The sequence below is a fragment of the Stenotrophomonas sp. YJH_SMC_53 genome (genome assembly GCF_059369995.1).
The window spans coordinates 145312-163690 of sequence record NZ_JCAFTF010000006.1 but is presented as its reverse complement, the minus strand read 5'-3'; the positions used below and the strand labels follow the sequence as shown (position 1 = coordinate 163690).

Below are 18379 nucleotides of genomic sequence, written 5' to 3'. Positions count from 1 at the left end.
CGTCCTGGAAAAGGGATCTGGTCGAAGGGGAATCGATGCCAACGAGGGCGATCAGTCATGCGCGGGCACCACGGTGAACCTGCCCTGCGCACGTATATCGGCACTGGACGCCCCTACCCTGGCCTCGTAGGCACCGGGCTGCACCGCGTACGCCGCACGCGCTTCGTCATAGTGGCGCAGGGCCTGCGCTGCTTGCAGGGTGAACGTCACCGTGCGGCGTTCGCCCGGAGCCAGATGGACCCGCTGGAAGCCGCGCAGTTCCTGCACGGCATCACCGCCAGCGGCGTGTTCGCGCCGCACGTACAGCTGTACCACTTCGTCACCGCTGCGCGTGCCTGCGTTGGCCACATCCACCGCCACGCCCAGGCGGCCATCGGCGCGGAGGCTGTCTGCATCGAGGCGAAGCGTTCCATAGTCGAATCGCGTATACGACAGACCGTGACCGAACGGATACAGCGGCGTACCGCGGAAGTAGCGGTAGGTGCGGCCCTCCATGGCGTAGTCGTCGAATGCCGGCATTGCTTCGCCGGCCTGGTAGAACGTGACCGGCAAACGGCCGGCGGGATTGACATCGCCGAACAGCGCCTGGCCGACGGCGGTGCCGCCGCGCTGCCCGGGGTACCAGCTCATCAGGATCGCCGGCAGATGCGCCTGCGCCCAGTCCACGGCGATGGCCGAGCCGCCGGTGAGTACCATCACCACCGGCTTGCCGGTAGCGTGCAGGGCCTCCAGCAGGGTGCGCTGCGGCGCGGGCAACCGCAGGTCGGTGCGGTCGCCACCGGCAAAGCCCGGATAGTTGACCGTCATTTCCTCGCCTTCGACATCGCCGGTGAGTCCACCGACGAACACCACCACATCGGCCTCGCGTGCGGCATCGAGCGCTTCATCGAACGGCGCCTTGGCACCGGGCATGCGCCACCCCAGGCGCACGCCGGCATCGCGCTGGTCGTCGTAGTATTCCAGTTTCAGGTCATAGGCACGCCCCGCCTGCAGGTCGAGTTCGACACCCTCGGCATGCAGGCGATCCGTGTTCACCCAGTGATCGATCACACGCTTCCCGTCAAGGTACAGGCGGTAGCCATCATCGCCGGCCACCTCCAGCCGGTAGCGACCGGACACGGGCGGCAGCAGTTGGCCGCTCCAGCGGATGCTGAAGCGGTCGTTGGGAATCCCCTGCCCCGGTGCCGCTTCGCCGCGTGCCAGCAGGTTGTCGGTCGGCGAGCCCCGGTCCCAGCGGAAGCCGATCTGCGCGTCGGTCCGCACCAGGGCCGGAGTGCCAGACAGGTCGGGCGTGCGGAAGTACTCGCCGCGCAGGCCGCGCTCGGGCGAGTCCGCCGAGGGCCGCAGGAAGGTCGGCTCGATCAACGGCGTTGCACCGGGATCGTCGCGCCCTTCCACCAGGTCCACGCCACGCGCATACCGCACCTCAGCGCCCTTGGCCGCCTCGCGTATGCCCTGCAGGATCGTGACCGGCGCGGCCGGTGTGCCGAAGTAGTTGCCGAGCAGCGCCATGGTGTCGTCGGCGGTGGGTCCAACCACGGCAATGCGCTTGGTGTCGCGCGACAGCGGCAGGATGCCATCGTTCTTCAGCAGCACCAGCGATGCCTGCGCGGCCTTGAGCGCGAGCGCATCATGGGCCGGCGCCTGGTTCACCGAGGCCGGAATGCGCGCCCAGCGCACCCGCTCCGGCGGATCGAACATGCCCAGGCGCATCCGTGCGGTGAACAGGCGGGTTACCGCATCGTCGATCTCCGCTTCGCTGATCAGCCCCTGGCGCACTGCCGCAGGCAGCGTTGCGTACTCCTGGCCGCATTCCAGCTCCGTGCCGTTCCTGACCGCCAGCGCCGCGGCGGCTTCGCGCGTGGCGACGATACGGTGGTGCTTCCAGATGTCGACGATGGCCCAGCAGTCCGAGACCACGTAGCCCTTGAAGCCCCAGTCGCGTCGCAGCAGGTCACGCAGCAGGAAGCGGCTGGCGCTGGCGGACTCGCCGTACACGCGGTTGTAGGCGCCCATGACCGCATCCACTTCGCCTTCCTTCACCAGCGCCTCGAACGCCGGCAGGTAGGTGTCGTAGAGGTCGCGCCGGCTGGGGCGTGCATCGAAGTGATGGCGGTCGGCCTCCGGTCCGCTGTGCACGGCCAGATGCTTGGCGGTGGCGTCCAGCTTGCGGTAGACGGGGTCGTCGCCCTGCAGGCCACGTACGAAGGCCACGCCCATGCGCGCGGTGAGGTAGGGATCCTCGCCGTAGGTCTCCTGTCCGCGCCCCCAGCGCGGGTCGCGGAAGATGTTGACGTTCGGCGACCAGAAGGTCAGGCCCTGGTAACGGCCATGCGCGCCTTCGCGGAGGAACTGGTGGTGCTTTGCGCGGGCCTCGTCGCTGATGGTCGTGGCCACCTGCCCCATCAACGGTACATCGAAGGTCGCGGCCAGGCCGATTGACTGCGGAAACACCGTGGCCTGCCCTGCCCGTGCCACGCCATGCAACCCCTCATTCCACCAGTCGTAGGCGGGCACACCCAGCCGTTCGATTGCCGGCGCGGCATTCTGCATCTGCGCGGCCTTCTCTTCCAGGGTCATCTGCGCGACGAGTGCGGCGGCCCGTTGCTCGAAGCTTGCCGAGACATCCAGCCAGGGCCGCGGCGCAGCCGCGGACGCGGCGGCCGCCACACAGGTCAGTACGAACAGGGCGATCCCACCGCGCCAGGTACGGCGGCGGGCCTTGGACGAAATCGACAGTCTCATTTGCTTCTCCCGGTGCGCTCGTCGCGCGCGAAGGGACCCAACAGTGCGCCCACGAAGCCGCCTGCCCGGTCCGTACTCAGAACGGTGCCGTCCACGTCGCCTGCGAGCAGTTGCCAGCCCTGCCCGTCGCCGATGTCGAACGAGAACGCGTAGTCGCCCTCGTTGCCGGCAATCTTCAGGCGCAGCGCTGCAGACGCCGGCACGTCATGGCTGGCCAGCGTCCGCGTGCTGCCACCCCCGTCACGCGCTTCGAGAAAGAGCGAGAGGCGCCCCCCGCCAAGGTCACGAACGCCGAGGAAGTACCAGTACGCCTCGCTCTGGAACGCTGCCAGACCGGCGGCGACACCGGGGGCTGGCGGGGTCATCGCGGTGCTCGCCTCGAAGCGCAGGTGCTGCTGGCGCCGGCCGAGAAATGCCGGATTGCGCAACGTGTCCAGATCCTCGGCAAGCGGGTGCACGGCCAGCATGCCGGGGCGCTTGTGCAGGTCAGCCCAGGCATGCCTGGGCACGCGCACGCGCAGCCACTGGCGATCGAGCGCTGGGCCATCAAAATTGTCGCGCGCCACGAAATTGCCGGTCGACGGGGCCTGCGATGCCTCGCCCTGCATCCATGACGGCGCCTCGGCCACGTAGGGAATGGCCTGGTCGGTCGGCAGGATCTGCGGCCAGCCATCCTGCCATCGCACCGGCAACAGGTAGGTCTCGCGCCCGGTGTTGTAGTGGCGCTTCTGATAGTTGCGGCTGGCCAGGAACACCGCCCACCACGAGCCATCCGGGCCTTCGACCAGGTCGGCGTGGCCGGCATTGGTGATCGGAAGCGGACGGTCGTCCGGCAGCTCGCGCTGGGTCAGGATCGGATTGCCCGCATAGGCAACGTAGGGTCCCCACACCGCGCGGCTGCGCAGCACCACCTGCGAATGCTGCGGCCCGGTACCCCCTTCAGCGTCGGACAGGTAGTACCAGCCCTCACGCTTGTAGATGTGCGGTCCCTCGATCCAGATCGGATTCTTCGCTGGCTCCACGCCTCCATCAACCAGCACCCGGCGTGGCCCGACCGGCTTGAATGCCGCCAGATCGATCTGCTGCATCCAGATGGCGCGGTGCCCGTCGTAGCGCGGCGGACCGGGCGGTGCATCGTTGTTGATCAGGTACACCTTGCCGTCGTCGTCGAAAAACAGTGATGGATCGATGCCATCGATGCCGGGCAGCCAGTGCGGATCGGACCACGGCCCGGCCGGGTCGCGCGCAGTGGCAATGAAATTGCCGCCGCTGTCGGTGGCCGTGGTCACCACGTAGAAGACCCCGTCGTGGTACTCGATTGTGGGGGCAAAGATGCCGCGCGAGACGCTCAGCCCGTCGAAATCCAGCTGCGTGGGGCGGTCAATCACATTGCCGATCTGCTTCCAGTGCACCAGGTCAGCACTCTCGAACACCGGAATGCCCGGGAAGTAGGTGAAGCTGGAATTGACCAGATAGAACCGGCCGTTCGCGCGCACGATGCTGGGATCGGCATGGAAGCCGGCCAGTACCGGATTGCGGTAGTGCCCGGCCGGCAGCGGCACTTCAAACGCCTGGTCATTGCCGCGGTACTCGAACCAGTCGAAGTACACCGGCGGAGCGTCCGGCGGCGCGCTGGCCCGGGCGGCTGCGGCCGACAGCAGGATCACTGCCGCCAGCAGCTGGCGCGCCATGGATCTCAGGCCGGCCCTGTCGCGGGCCACAGGGGACTGCGTAGACAACGTCATCATCGTCGGGCCTCGGCTTCGGCAATGGGAAGTTCGAACGGGCCGGCCGGCGCCCCGCTGCGATCGCGCAGCGTGCACACCGGGCCATCGGCCCAGCAGTAGCGGACATGCGTTGCGCGCGTGGACAGCGGGCCTCGCAGCAGGATCCGGCGCGCATCCAGTTCGGCGTCGGCGTACTCGCAGTGGTGCGCATGGCCCTTGGCCTCGCACAGTTCAAAGCCGATCGGACGCAGCGCACCGCTTGCGGTGAGCGCGCCTTCGACATCCTCGAACGCAATGGCCACGGCCGTGGGCGTCCGCACGGCCGTGACCGCCCGCGGACCTGACGGTGCCAGATCCTGCTCGCCGTACACCACGTGGCGGGCCACGCGCGCCAGGCGGTGCCCGAGCTCCTGCTTGTTCGGCGGATGGATGTCGTAGGCATCGCCGATGTCGATGGCGATGGCGAGCCCGCTCTGCGCATCCTCGGCTGCGACGCGCCGCTGCGCCTCGCGCACCTGCGCCCAACCGCTGTCGGCGGGCGAAACCGGTGGCTGGCCATAGCTGGCCAGCTGCACGAGCAGCAGTGGCGTGCGCGCACCGAACTGACGCCGCCAATCCTCGCGCAGCGCACGCAACCGCGCAGCGTATGCCGCACCATCACCGGTGTTCGATTCACCCTGGTACCACAGCATGCCGCGCAGCCCGAAACCGCCGAGCGGTGCGATCATTCCGTTGTACAGCGTCGACAACCCGGTGGCGGCCTGCCAGGGGGCAAATGGCGGCGCCTGTTGGCCCGGCGCCACCCGGTACTTCCAAGGACCCTGCAGTGCCACCCGCTCACCGTTGTCGAACTGCAGGCCGTATGCCGTGGCGGGGCCAGCCAGGCCGCCTTCACCGTAGGTGTCGAGCACGTTGACCGCAATGCTGTTGGACCCTGCCTTCAGCAGGCCGCTGGGCAACGGGTAGCGCCTCTCGCCGGTGCCGTACTGGCTGCCCACGGAGACGCCGTTCACCCAGGTCACGTCCGCCTCGTCGGCCGATGCCAGCTCCAGGGTCGCGCCGCGTGCAGCCTGTTCAGCGCTCAGCACCACCTGCGTGCGATACCAGACCATACCGTTGTAATCGGCAAGCGCGGGCACGTTCCACCGCTCCCACGCCCCCAGCGCGGCCGGTGCGCGTGACCAGCCGCCGTCATCGGTGTCTGCGCGCCAAGGTGCGTCGCCGGGCAGCGCGCCTTCACGCATGGCCCACCAGTGCTGCCAGTAGCGGCCCCAGGCTGCCCGTGCCTCCAGCGGATCACGCGCAGACCGCGCGAGGATATCGAGTGCCTCGTCCAGGCTATCCTGCCCTCGCAGTGCACCCACGCTGGTCCAGGCCTCGATCCGCGAGCCCCCCCACGCCGCCTCGATCAGCCCCATCGGCACGTCGACGGTGCGCTGCAGTTCGCGCGCGAAGTAGAAGCAGGTGGCGGAGAAATCGCGCACCGTATCAGGCGTTGCCGATGTCCAGGCAGTGCTGCCGTTGAAGCTCTCCCGTGCCTGCACGGCGGCGTGCTGCGGCACGGTGAACAGCCGGATCCGTGGCATCGTGGCTGCGGCGATCTCGCTGGCTGCGTTGAGCGAGCGCCATACCGGCAGCTCCATGTTCGACTGGCCCGAGCACAGCCATACGTCGCCGACCAGCACGTCGCGCGCCATCTCCCGACGTGTCCCGGCGCTTACCTCCAGCGTGTACGGACCGCCTGCGGCAACCGGGGGCAGCGTTGCCTGCCAGCCGCCTGCGGCGTCCGCCCGGGTGCTTACCGCCTGCCCGGCAAACGTCACGGAAACCGGCTGCAGAGGGCCTGCGTGCCCCCAGACCACAATGGGCCGGTCACGCTGCAGGACGGCGTGATCGCTGAACAGCGGATGCAGCAATCCCGTCGTTTCCCGCGCCGCGGCCGGCATCGCCACCACTGCCGCAGCCATCATCAACAGCGCACACCCGACCGCTCCGAACCTGCTCATCGGCCATCCCCCGGTGCGGACGGAAACTGCAAGGCCTGGTAGTACGACAACGGATGCGGCGGTGGTTGTTCGCCCGCGGGCAGCGGGCGGCCACTGAGCAACTGGAAGTACGCCACGCTGGCGTCACGCCACCATTGCGCTTCGTCGTGCTGGATCTGCAGGAACGCCGCGACGTGCCGATGCCGCTGCGGATCGATCCGGTCGCGCAGGCCGGCCCAGGTCGCCTGCATCGACTGCACCTGGCGCACGCCGCGCGAATAGCGCCCGACCAGTTCGTCCCAGAGCGTCCTGCCCGAGCGCATGCGGTGATCCCACGGCACATGATGGAACCACAGCAACAGCGACTCGGGCACCCGCTCGGGGTCGCCATAGACCTCGGCGACCTGCGGGGCGTACTGGCCCACGGCGTTGCTCCCGCCGGCGCTGCGATCAAAACCGATGCCCTTGCTATCTGCGCGGTGGTAGTACACCGACGTCCAGTCCGCACGCGGGCCGCCGTCCACCCAGGGGCCGGGGCCGTAGTGATGGCCGCGTGCCATGAGGTGATGCAGGCCCAGCGGCGTCATGTAATCCACCACTGCCTCGCGCGAGCCCATCATCATCCGCACGATCGGGCCGGTCACCTGCGGGTCGGGCGAGAACGTCAGCGCTGCCCAGTCTTCGGCAATCGCACGCGCGGATTGCTGCGGGTTCCACGCCAGTCGGCCGAAGGCGTACCAGTTGGCCTGGTCGAAGTGCGAGCCACTCCAGGTACGGTCCATGCCGATGTTGGCGACGCCGGCGATACCGGTCAGTGCGTGGCCCTCCAGCGAACCATCGACCACGCGGGCAACCGTGGACCCTTCGCCACGGGCATGGGTGTCGGCCTGCAGCACTTCTTCGTAGAGCGTTCCCAGGTAGGCCAGGTGCGTCGCAAAACCCAGGTACTCCTTGGTGATCTGCAGTTCCATCATCAGCGGCGTGCGTGGCATCGCGCCGAACAGCGGATGGAACGGCTCGCGCGGCTGGAAGTCGATGGGGCCGTTCTTCACCTGCACGATCACGTTGGGCCGGAAGGCGCCGTCCAGCCCGACAAACTCGCTGTACGCCTGCTTGGCGCGATCCTCGGGGACCTCGTGCGAATACACGAAGGCCCGCCACATCACCACGCCGTTGTAGGGCGCCAGCGCGTCGGCCAGCAGGTTGGCGCCGTCGGCATGGGAACGACCGTAATCCTGCGGGCCGGGTTGCCCCTCCGAGTTCGCCTTGACCAGGAAGCCGCCGAAATCCGGAATGCGCGCATGGATCTCATCGACCTTGTCGCGCCACCAGCGCCGCACGCCGGGATCCAACGGGTCAGCCGTCGCCAGGCCGCCGAGCTCGATGGGCGCACTGAAGCGTGCGCTTAGGTAGACGCGGATGCCATAGGGGCGGAACAGGTCAGCCAGCGCGGCGGCCTTGGCCAGATAGGCCGGCGACAGGCTCAGCGCACTGGCGTTGACGTTGTTGAGGACGGTGCCGTTGATGCCGAGCGAAGCGTTGGCACGGGCGTAGTCGGTGTAGCGCGGGTCACGCCATTGCGGCAACGTCTGCCAGTCCCATAGCGAGCTGCCCGCATAGCCACGCTCGACGTAGCGGTCCAGGTTGTCCCAATGGTCGAGCACGCGCAGTGCGACCCGCGGCGACTCCCGCACGTCCAGGCCCTGCAGCGGCATGCCACGCTGCAACAGGCGCAGCAGGTGGAACATGCCATACAGCACGCCGACATCCCGGCGTGCCGCCACCAGCAGCACATCGCGCCCCCCGGTCCGGACCTGCCGGATCAGGAAGCCCTCGTCGCCCAACGTGGCGATCTCGTTGCCGAACGCGGCAACCAGCGCCGAAGACTGCGGCGTACCCAGCACCAGGGCATGGTCAGTAGTGATTGCCGTTCGCATTGGCGGGGCCGTTCCCAGCAATCCAGAAAGGCTCCGCACAAGCTCGTCGCGGGTGGCGCGCTGCATCGGCGTGCCATCCGGGGCCACCACTTCGGCCAGCTGCCGCCGGTAGACGGCAGCGACCGTTGTGGCAACCGGCTGGTAGCGCATCCACAGCCTGTAGCCATCCTCCGCCCGTGCCCCGCCAGCACAGGCCAGCAGTGCGAGCACGGCGCACAGGTGCGTGCCGACAGCACGCAACAACGGCGTTAACATGCGCCTTTGTAAACTACGTTCGGGCCCGGAGCAGCGCATCATCGTCCTTCGCACCCGCGCGGCAGCGCCACCAAGAACAAAGGGATCGTGCATTGGACAAGCCGAAGAAATCGGTTCGCCGCAGAACCGCAGGCGTGACGATCGACGAGGTTGCGGCCCTTGCCGGCGTTTCGCCGATGACCGTGTCGCGGGTGATCAACCAGGGCAAGGTGCGCGACGTCACCCGCGAACGCGTGCTGCGCGCCGTGCGTGAGCTCGGCTATACACCCAATCTTGCCGCCAGTTCGCTGGCCGCCGCACAGCACACGCGCATTGCGCTGATCTACACCAACCCCAGCGGCGCCTACCTGCGCGAACTGCTGGTGGGCCTGCTGCGCGTCGCCTCCAGTTCCGCCATCCAGCTGGTCATCGACTACTGGGACAATCTGGATGCCGAATCCGAACGCAAGGCGGCGCGTGCGCTCGCCGGACGCGTCGACGGGGTGATCCTGCCGCCACCCCTGTGCGAATCGCAGGCCGCCGTAAGCGAACTGGTCAAGGCAGGCATTCCGGTCGTGGCCATCGCATCGGGGCGCCTGAGCGAGGCCCTGTCCTGCGTCCGCATCGACGATTTCAGTGCCGGCAAGGAAATGACCGATCACCTGCTTCGGCAGGGACACACCCGCATCGGTTTCATCCGTGGGCGCGATGACCTGAGCGCAAGTGCGCTCCGCTACGACGGCTTCGTCACCGCCCTGCGCGAGGCCGGGCTGGCGGTGGAGCCTGGCCTGGTCCAGCACGGTGACTACACCTACCGGTCCGGCCTGGCTGCCGCCGAAAAGCTGTTGTCCCAACGCCGCCCACCGACCGCGATTTTCGCCAGCAACGACGACATGGGCGCTGCCGCCATCTCCGTCGCGCACCGGCGCGGGCTGGAAGTGCCGCGCGACCTGTCGGTCGTGGGTTTCGATGACACCTCGGCCGCCACCACCGTGTGGCCGGAACTGACCACGATCCACCAGCCCATCGCCTCGATGGCCAACGCGGCCGTCGACATCCTGCTGCGCACCATCCGCCGTCCGGCGGCGGACGCAACGGTGCTGCGCGATCATGTGATGCCGCATCGGCTGATCGCACGCGATTCGGTCGCCGTGCCGCCCCGGCGGCGGTAGCGCAGGCATCATGCTCCGCATCCGAGGGTGACCTCGGCTTCGTTCAGTGCGCCCAGCGCGACGCGTGACACGGAGATCGTCATCGCATCGCCCGTCACCACCGACCACGGTCGGTCGATCGCGTCCATCCTTGCACCCGCCCTGGCCAGGCACTTCAGCGGCACGCCGACACGCTTCCACTGGCCCTGTGGAAGCGCCGCCAACGCCGGCCCGATGGCGACGCGCGCCGAGCAGCCCGCACTGCAGCCCACCGACAGCCACGCCTCACCCTTCGGCGCTACGTCCACCCGCAGCGTGGTCAGCAGCATCAGGTCACCGTTCGATTCACGCTGCAGGTCCAACGCCGTGTGCGACTGCAGTGCCGCGGCGGCTTCGCCATTGCCCGACCAGGCCAGGCGTCGCCCGTCCTCCTGCGCCAGATGATCCACGCCGGTGATCTTCAGCCGGTCATCGGGCAATGCGTCCGGTACTCGGGTCACGGTCAGGCCCTGGCCAGCGGCATCCTCGAGCCGCAGTGCCATGCCAGGGCCTGCGTCACCACGCGCGAAGAACACGCCGGTCACGCCTTCGTTGCCGGTCACGCCCGATGCCTCCGGCAGCGCGGCCAGGTCGCCGCTATCGGCGTAGGTCAGGCCGAAGCCGAACGCAAACAACGGATCGTAGTCCTTCTGGCCCACGTTGTTGGCGTACTGGGTGGCGGTGCGCGGCCAGCTGAAACTGAGCTTGCCCTTGAAATCGTGCTGCACGCGGCCATCGCTTCCGCGCAGCAGTACATCGGCAATGCCGGCGCCTTCCGAACCCGGCAGCCATGCAGCCACGAAGGCATCGGCGGCATTGATTTCCCGGTTCACCCAAAGTGGCCGCCCGCTCAGGAAGACCGCGACAACCGGTATGCCATCGGCCTTGAGCCGCTTGAGCAGCGCCAGGTCCGTTTCGTTGCCGGGCTTGTAGGCCAGCGTCGGCCGGTCTCCCTGGAACTCGGCATAGGGGTCCTCGCCAAACACCACCACCGCCACATCGGGCTTCACTGCATAGCGACCGTCGACGGAAAGCACGGCTTCACCACCCGCCGCGCTGGCCTGGCGCGCGATGCCCTCGTAGATCGTGTCCGCATTGGGGAAGTCCTTGCGGGTGGTGCCGGTGCCCTGCCAGTTGAGCGTCCAGCCGCCGGCCTGCTTGCCGACATCGTCGGCACCGTCGCCGGCCACGAGGATCCGCTGCTTCGGCGACAGCGGCAGGAGGCCGTTCTGGTTCTTCAGCAGGACCAGCGACTCGCGCACGGCCTGCCGGGCAACCGCGCGATGTGCCGGCGCGCCGATCAGTGCGAACTGCCCACCGACGGCCCGCGTGGATGGCCTGCCGGCCTCGAACAGCCCAAGGCGGAACTTGACCCGCAGGATCCGGCGCACCGCATCGTCCAGGCGTTGCGGCGTGATCCGCCCATCCTTCACCGCGGCCAGCGTCGTCTCGTAGAACCCCTTCCAGCTGTCCGAGGCCATCGCCATGTCCAGGCCTGCGTTGATCGTGGCCGGGCAGTCTGTGGTGGTGCAGCCCTTGACCTGTCCATGACCATTCCAGTCACCCACCACGAAGCCACCGAAGTTCATGCGGCCCTTGAGCACATCGGTGAGGTAATGCCGGTGCCCATGCATCTTTTCGCCGTTGACACTGTTGAACGACGCCATCGCGGTCTGCGCGCCGGCGGCGATTGCCGGCGGATATCCGGCGGCGTGGATGCGCACCAGGTCTGACTCGCTGATGCGGGTGTCGCCCTGGTCCTTGCCATCAGTGGTGCCGCCATCGCCCAGGAAGTGCTTCACCGAGGCGATCACATGGCGGCCATCGAGGAACTCCGGCGTTCCCACCCTGCCCTGCAATCCCTCCACCATGGCGGCGGCATAGCTGGCCACCACGTCCGGCGATTCGGAGTAGCCTTCGTAGGTGCGACCCCAGCGATCGTCCTGGGGTACGGCAACGGTCGGCGCGAACGTCCATTCCATGCCGGTGACGCGGGTTTCCAGCGCGGTGATGCCACCGATCTGCCGCAGCAGCTCCGGATTGCGCGTGGCGCCCAGCCCGATGTTGTGCGGGAACAACGTGGCGCCAATGATATTGCTCTGCCCGTGCACGGCATCGATGCCGAACAGCAGCGGAATGGCCTTGCCGCCTTTCGAAGTGTCCATCGAGGCGTCGTAGAAGGCGTCGGCCAGCGCCAGCCATTCGGCCGGCGACGCGTCATAGCGGCCACCGGGATCGGAGTTGCCACCGGCCAGGATCGAGCCGAGCCGGTAGCGGCGCACATCATCGGGGGTGACGCTGGCGATGTCACCCTGCACCAGCTGGCCGACCTTGTCCTCCACCGTCATGCCGGCCATCAGGTCGGTGATGCGCTTCTCCAGTGCCGGGTCCGCAGCCAGCGGCCAGGTGACCTCCGGCCAGGGATCGTTGTCGTTGGCTGCGGCGGCGGCAGCCCGGTCCTGGCCGCGGCAGCCGAGCAATCCCAGCATCAGTGCGGCGACCAGCGCGCCGCTGCGGATTACGAAGGTCTGCGATGTCATGGCGCTCATCCTTCCATCTGCTCCAGTTCCTTGCCCTTGGTCTCGTGCACATGCCGGACGACGAAGATCACCGAGATCACGGCAGCGGCCAGGTAGATGCCGTAGGTGGCTGCCAGCCCTGCCGCGGCCAGCAGCATCGGGAACGTCACCGTGACCACGAAGTTGGAGGTCCACTGCGCCGCGCCGGCGACCGCCAGTGCCGAACCCCGGATCTGGTTCGGGAACATCTCGCCCAGCATCACCCACATCACCGGCCCCCAGGACAGATTGAAGAACACGACGTAGGCATTGGCCGCCACCAGCGCCAGCGTGCCCATGCGGCCGGGCAGCTGCAGGTGCCCGTCGGCCAGCGAACCGCTGGCAAAAGCCACCACCACCAGTGCAAGCGACAGCGACATCCCGGCCGAGCCGAACCACAGCAGGGGCTTGCGGCCGATCCGGTCAATCAGCAGCACGGTGACCCCGCAGGCGCCGATGCTCAGTGCGCCGGACAGCACGTTGATCAGCAGTGCGTCGTTCTCGGAAAAGCCGACCGCCTGCCACAGCACGGCGCCGTAATAGAACACCACGTTGATGCCGACCAGCTGCTGGAAGCAGGCCAGCCCGACGCCGACCCACACGATCGGGCGGATCCGCCCGGTCAGCGTGCTCTTCAGGTCCGACAGTCGCGGGCGATGATGGTCGTTGGACAGCGAGGCATCGATCTCCTCGAGCGTGGCCCTGGCCTTGTCGCTGCCCAGCAGCCGGGTCAGCACCCGCAGCGCGTCGTCCTTGCGTCGTTTCACCACCAGGTAGCGTGGGCTCTCCGGAATGGTCAGCAACAGCAGCAGGAACACCAGTGATGGCGCGGCCTGCATCCAGAACATCCAGCGCCAGGCGGCCTGCCCGCCCCACAGCGGTTCGGTCGACGCGCCCGCTGCGGCCGCCAGCAGGTAGTTGGACAGGAACGCGGCGGTGAGCCCGGTGATGATCGCGATCTGCTGCACGGTAGCCAGGCGTCCGCGGTAACGGGCCGGAGCGACCTCCGCAATGTAGGCCGGCGAGATCACGCTGGCCGCGCCGACCGCGAATCCACCCACCACCCGCGCGGCAATGAACCAGGCCGACGAGACCGCCGCCCCGGCACCGAGTGCCGACAGCAGGAACATCACTGCCGACAGGATCAGCACGTTGCGGCGGCCCAGGCGATCGGCCAGCCGGCCTGCACTGAACGCGCCCACCGCACAGCCCAGCAGCATCGACGCGATCTCGAACCCCTGCATCCATTCACCGGACCGGAACGCCTGGTGCAGGCCATCCTGGGTACCGTTGATCACGCCGCTGTCGAAGCCGAACAGAAAACCGCCAATCGTCGCCACCACGCTGATCAGTACGATCAGCCGCGTGTTCTCACCGCTGCCCGCTGCCTGGTTCATCCCCATCCCCTTGAGTGCACCGTGGCCGCGCTCAGCGCAGCAGGTACTGGTTGAGCAGGTTTTCGTAACGCTCCTGCTTGCCGCTGGCCTGGCGCGGCTCGCCGAGGCGGGCGGCCAGTGCCGCAAGGTCCGGCAGGCTGAGCGTGCCACGCTCGAAATCCTGGCCGGCGCCGGAATCGAAGCTTGCGTAGCGCTGCGCACGCCATTGCTCCCACGGCGACTCGGTCAGCAGTGCATGGGCAACCTCCAGCCCGCGTGCGAACGCATCCATGCCGCCGATATGGGCAATGAACAGATCCTCCAGGTCGGTCGACTCACGGCGCACCTTCGCATCGAAGTTCAACCCGCCCTCCAGCCCGCCCTGGCGCAGCACGACCAGCATTGCGCCCACGGTGTCGTACAGATCGCTGGGGAACTGGTCAGTGTCCCAGCCGTTCTGTGCGTTGCCGCGATTGGCATCGATGCTGCCGAGCAGGCCATGATCGGACGCGACCTGCAGGTCGTGCTCGAAGGTATGGCCGGACAACGTGGCGTGGTTGGCCTCGATGTTGAGCTTGAAGTCCTTGTCCAGCCCGTGTTCCTTCAGGAAGCCCACCACCGTGGCACTGTCGAAGTCGTACTGGTGCTTCATCGGCTCCATCGGCTTGGGCTCGATCAGGAAGTTGCCCTTCAGCCCGATGCTGCGGCCATAGTCGCGTGCCATGGTCAGGAAGCGCGCGAAATGCTCGATCTCCCGCTTCATCTGGGTATTGGCCAGCGACGCATAGCCTTCGCGCCCACCCCAGAACACGTAGTGCTCGCCGCCGAGTTCGACCGTGGCTTCCAGGGCGGCCTTGACCTGTACGGCTGCACGCGCGACCACCGCGAAGTCGGGATTGGTCGATGCGCCGTTCATGTAGCGCGGGTGCGAGAACAGGTTGGCCGTGCCCCACAGCAGCTTGACGCCGGTGGCCTCCTGGCGCGCCTTGGCCAGGCCCACCATATGCGAGAGGTTTTTCTGGTACTGGGCGATGTCGTCGGCATCCGGCGCCAGGTCGATATCGTGGAAGCACCAGTACGGCACCCCCAGCTTGGTGAAGAACTCGAACGCCGCGTCCACCTTTGCTTCGGCCGTGGCCAGTGGCGAGGCGGCCTCCCACGGGAACTGCCGGGTGCCCGGGCCGAACGGATCGTGCCCGGCATTGCAGAAGGTGTGCCAGTAGCACACGGCGAAGCGCAGATGCTCCTGCATGGTCTTGCCACCGATGACCCGGCTGGCATCGTAGACCTTGAAGGCAAGCGGATTGTCCGAGCCCTTGCCCTCGAACGGAATGCGGCCGACGCCGGGGAAGTACTCCTTGGCGCCGATGAAGGGCTGCGTGCTCATGGTGCGTGCTCCTGTCGTTGTACGGGGTGTCGTGGAGGAGCCATCAACCGCGCTGGAGCGGCGCGATGGCATCGAGATGACTGAGGAAGCGTGCGTAGGCCCGTGCATAGGCATCGCTGCGATCCGGATCCGGGCGCGCGGACAGCGCGGGATCGACGCTGACGTGCCGTGCGGTGATGTCGCTGATCGAAGTGGCGTTGCCCTGCGATCGGGCGAGCGCCCACAGCGCCTGCAGCGCCGCTCCAAACGCCGCACCCTCGGCCTGCACCGGGACCTCCACCGGCAGGCCGAATACATCGGCCACCAGCTGACGCCAGGCAGCGCTGTTGCTGCCGCCGCCGGTGAGCACGATGCGATCGAACTGCATGCCCGCGCGGACGAAGGCGTCGTAGCCGTACTTCAGGCTGTAGGTCGCGCCCTCCATGGCGGCGCGGTACACATGCGCCGGGGTGAAATTGGCGATGTCCAGGCCAGCCAGCACGCCCTTGCCGAGCGGCAGGTCAGGGGTACGTTCGCCATTGAGGAACGGCAGCATTACCAGGCCCCCTGCCCCCGGCGGCGTTGCGCGAAGATGCGCGTCGCCGTCGCGGCTGCTGAAACCGAAGGCGCTGGCCACGCGTTCGGTGGCCACGGTGCAGTTCATGGTGCAGATCAGCGGCAGCCAGCCCCCCGTGGACGAGCAGAACGCCGCCCACGCGCCATCCGGATCGATCACCGGCGAGCCGGAATACGCAAACAGCGTTCCGGAGGTTCCCAGGCTCATCGCCAGCCGCCCTTCCGTGACGCAGCCGGTGCCAATCGCTGCCATCATGTTGTCGCCGCCGCCAACGGCCACCTTCACCGCCGCTGCAAGCCCGAGCGCGGCCGCGGCCTTCGGCGCGATATCGAACAGGGCATCGGGCGCAGCGATCGGCGGCAGGCAGGCAGCAAGATCACGATCAGGATCGGTTGCGCGCAGCAGTTCCTGCGACCATGTGCGTGTGCGCACGTCCAGCCAGCCGGTGCCGGACGCATCGCCAAGCTCGCAGAACCGCTGCCCGGTCAACACGAAATTCAGGTAGTCGTGTGGCAGCAGGATGGTCGCCAGCCGCGCATAGACGTCGGCACGATGGGTCCGGGTCCAGGGCAGCTTGGAGGCCGTGTAGCCGGCCAGGATCGGATTGCCCGCCAGCGCGATGGTCCGCTGGAACCCGCCCACGGCCTCCATGATCTGGATGCATTCGACCGAGGTGCTGGTGTCGCACCACAGCTTGGCCGGCGCCAGTACCTGGCCATCATCGCCAACTGGCACGAACCCATGCTGCTGGCCCGATACCGCCAGCGCAACGATGCGTGCGCGCAGCGAGGGATCGATCCGGGCAAAGCAGTCGCGCAGGGCCGACACCCAGTCGGCCGGCGCCTGTTCGCGGCTGCCGTCGGCACCGCTGTCCAGCGCGAGCGGCGCGCCGGCCGAGGCCACCACCGCCTGCTTCTGCGGGTCATAGACCAGCACCTTCAGGCTCTGCGTCCCTGCATCGATCCCTGCAACCAGACCCATCGAAACCGCCTCCGATCAACAAAAAGGTAGCGCTAACATTCCGTGGACTCAAAAAGGGGGCGTGGTGTCCGGCCCCCTCGTTGCCACCGCGCGCGTCATCGCCAGCGGTGTTGCCGCACTGTAACCAGCTGCAGCGGAAAAAGCGTGCTGCAACGCAAAAGCCTGCTACGCGCTTGCTGCCGTCGAACGCCACACGTCCACGCCGGACCTGCAGTACTGCGCGATGAACTCCGCCTGCGCCGGCATCTGCGCGGCGGCCTGCTGCACAGGCCGTTGCATGCCCTTCAACAAGGTGCGCAGATCGGCATCACTCACGGCCTGCGCCAGCGGGTGCGCAGGACCGGGCGCGATGCCCTGCCCGAGCAGCACGCTGGTCCAGGATTCGACGCGGAACAGCTCGCCGGGGTCCTGCCACGCATGCGCACGCTCGCGCCACGCCTGCAGCCGCTGCTGCAGGGACTCGGGCACGCGCATCTCGCGACAGGCCTTCCACATCGGTTCGCTGCGCTGCGTGGCGTGGTAGTGCAGGATGATGAAGTCGCGCACGTGCTCCATTTCCTGGCGGCTGACATCGTTGTACAGCTGCACCAGCGACGCACTGATGCCGTCGAACGGGAACAGCTGGATCAGGCGCACTACCGCGCTGATCGTCAGATGGATGCTGGTCGACTCCAGCGGTTCGATGAAGCCGCTGGCCAGCCCGAGCGACACCACGTTCCTGTTCCAGGCCTTCAGCCGGCGTCCACTGCGGAACGGCACCTTCCATGGATCGCGCAAGGGTGGAGCCCCGGCATCGCGCAGCAGTTTCGCGGCGGCCTCGTCATCGGACAGATGGCGGCTGTCATACACCAGCCCGCAGCCAACGCGGTGCTGCAGCGCGATGTGCCAGCGCCACCCCGCCTCGTGGGCGATCGCCCGGGTATAGGGCACCGGCGGCGCCACCGCTTCGGTCTGCACCGCCACGGCCCGGTCGCACGGCAGCCATTCGTGCCAGTCCTCGTAGCCGGTGCCCAGTGCCTGCTCGATCAGCAGGCCGCGGAAGCCGGTGCAGTCGAGGAATAGATCGCCCTCGATCACCTGGCCGTCGTCCAGCACCAGCGCCTGCACCGACCCGTCGTGCGCGTGCTGCCTGACCTGGGCGATCCGGCCTTCGATCCGGCGCAGGCCGTGGGCCTCGGCCCTACCGCGCAGGAACCGCGCATACAGCCCGGCATCGAAGTGATACGCATAGCTGGCCTGCGGCTGGGTGTGCAGCGAGAAGCGGTCGCCACGCGAGGCGATGCTCTCCAGGCAGAAGTCGCCCAGGTCCGAGGGCATGCCGCGGCGCAGGCTGTCCAGCCAGAAGTGATGGAAGGGGGCCGCCCAGGTGCCATGGCCGATGGTGCCGAACGGATGGAAGAAGCGATCGCCCGGCAGGCGCCAGTTCTCGAACGAGATCGACAGCTTGAAGGTGCCGGCCACCGCGCGCAGGAACTCCTGCTCGTCGATCTGCAGGAAGCGGTGGAAGGTGCGGATCGGCGGCACAGTGGACTCACCGACACCGACCGTGCCGATCTGCTCGGACTCGACCAGCGTGATCTCCAGCTGGTCACGGAACTGGTGCGCAAGCGCGCAGCCGGCCAGCCAACCCGCCGTACCGCCACCGGCAATGACCACCTTGCGGATGCGCCCTGAAGGCGTGCTCTGGGTATCCAACATGGTGC

Annotated in this window: 10 protein-coding genes; 1 reads left to right on the top strand and 9 read right to left on the bottom strand. The window is 67.8% G+C overall.

The window, feature by feature from the left end; all coding sequences use genetic code 11:
* Nucleotides 1-51: 51 nt before the first annotated feature.
* Genes AC5P7X_RS11515 through AC5P7X_RS11500 form a run of 4 tightly spaced genes read right to left on the bottom strand, consistent with a single transcriptional unit; the run spans nt 52 to nt 8649 of the window.
* On the bottom strand, nt 52-2745 hold the full coding sequence (locus tag AC5P7X_RS11515; RefSeq protein ID WP_495214847.1) for a glycoside hydrolase family 3 protein: 2694 nt from the start codon (nt 2743-2745) through the stop codon (nt 52-54).
* Complete coding sequence (locus tag AC5P7X_RS11510; protein ID WP_495214845.1) at nt 2742-4436, bottom strand: glycoside hydrolase family 43 protein; 1695 nt, start codon at nt 4434-4436, stop codon at nt 2742-2744. The genes AC5P7X_RS11515 and AC5P7X_RS11510 overlap by 4 nt, the downstream gene beginning before the upstream one ends.
* A gap of 53 nt (nt 4437-4489) precedes the next feature.
* Nucleotides 4490-6478, bottom strand: a complete 1989-nt coding sequence (locus AC5P7X_RS11505; protein WP_495214844.1) for a sialate O-acetylesterase — start codon at nt 6476-6478, stop codon at nt 4490-4492.
* The gene (locus tag AC5P7X_RS11500) at nt 6475-8649 is read right to left on the bottom strand and encodes an alpha-glucuronidase family glycosyl hydrolase (RefSeq protein WP_495214843.1); all 2175 of its coding nucleotides are present in this window, start codon (nt 8647-8649) and stop codon (nt 6475-6477) included. Before AC5P7X_RS11500 ends, AC5P7X_RS11505 begins: the two co-directional genes overlap by 4 nt.
* Before the next feature lie 92 nt (nt 8650-8741).
* Here AC5P7X_RS11500 and AC5P7X_RS11495 point away from each other — a divergent pair, with 92 nt between their 5' ends.
* Entirely contained in the window at nt 8742-9800 is a 1059-nt protein-coding gene (locus AC5P7X_RS11495; protein WP_329842254.1) for a LacI family DNA-binding transcriptional regulator, read from the top strand.
* Nucleotides 9801-9808: 8 nt separating this feature from the next.
* On the opposite strand, the gene AC5P7X_RS11490 is transcribed toward AC5P7X_RS11495, so the two are convergent.
* The 5 genes from AC5P7X_RS11490 to AC5P7X_RS11470 form a co-directional block, all read right to left on the bottom strand.
* Nucleotides 9809-12367 (bottom strand): glycoside hydrolase family 3 protein, encoded by a 2559-nt coding sequence (locus AC5P7X_RS11490; RefSeq protein WP_495214842.1) that lies wholly within the window; start codon nt 12365-12367, stop codon nt 9809-9811.
* A complete protein-coding gene (locus AC5P7X_RS11485; RefSeq protein WP_329842252.1) occupies nt 12364-13773 on the bottom strand; it encodes a sugar porter family MFS transporter in 1410 nt (469 codons plus the stop codon). Before AC5P7X_RS11485 ends, AC5P7X_RS11490 begins: the two co-directional genes overlap by 4 nt.
* A 31-nt stretch (nt 13774-13804) precedes the next feature.
* Nucleotides 13805-15139 carry a xylose isomerase gene (xylA, locus tag AC5P7X_RS11480; RefSeq protein WP_053496576.1) on the bottom strand — a complete coding sequence of 445 codons (1335 nt, stop codon included), beginning with the start codon at nt 15137-15139 and terminating at the stop codon, nt 13805-13807.
* 43 nt (nt 15140-15182) lie between these two features.
* Nucleotides 15183-16676: a xylulokinase gene (xylB, locus tag AC5P7X_RS11475; RefSeq protein WP_495214840.1), complete on the bottom strand. Its 1494-nt coding sequence runs from the start codon at nt 16674-16676 to the stop codon at nt 15183-15185.
* 165 nt (nt 16677-16841) lie between these two features.
* Nucleotides 16842-18374, bottom strand: coding sequence for a tryptophan halogenase family protein (locus tag AC5P7X_RS11470; RefSeq protein ID WP_372486436.1), 1533 nt, complete (start codon nt 18372-18374; stop codon nt 16842-16844).
* Nucleotides 18375-18379: the final 5 nt, after the last annotated feature.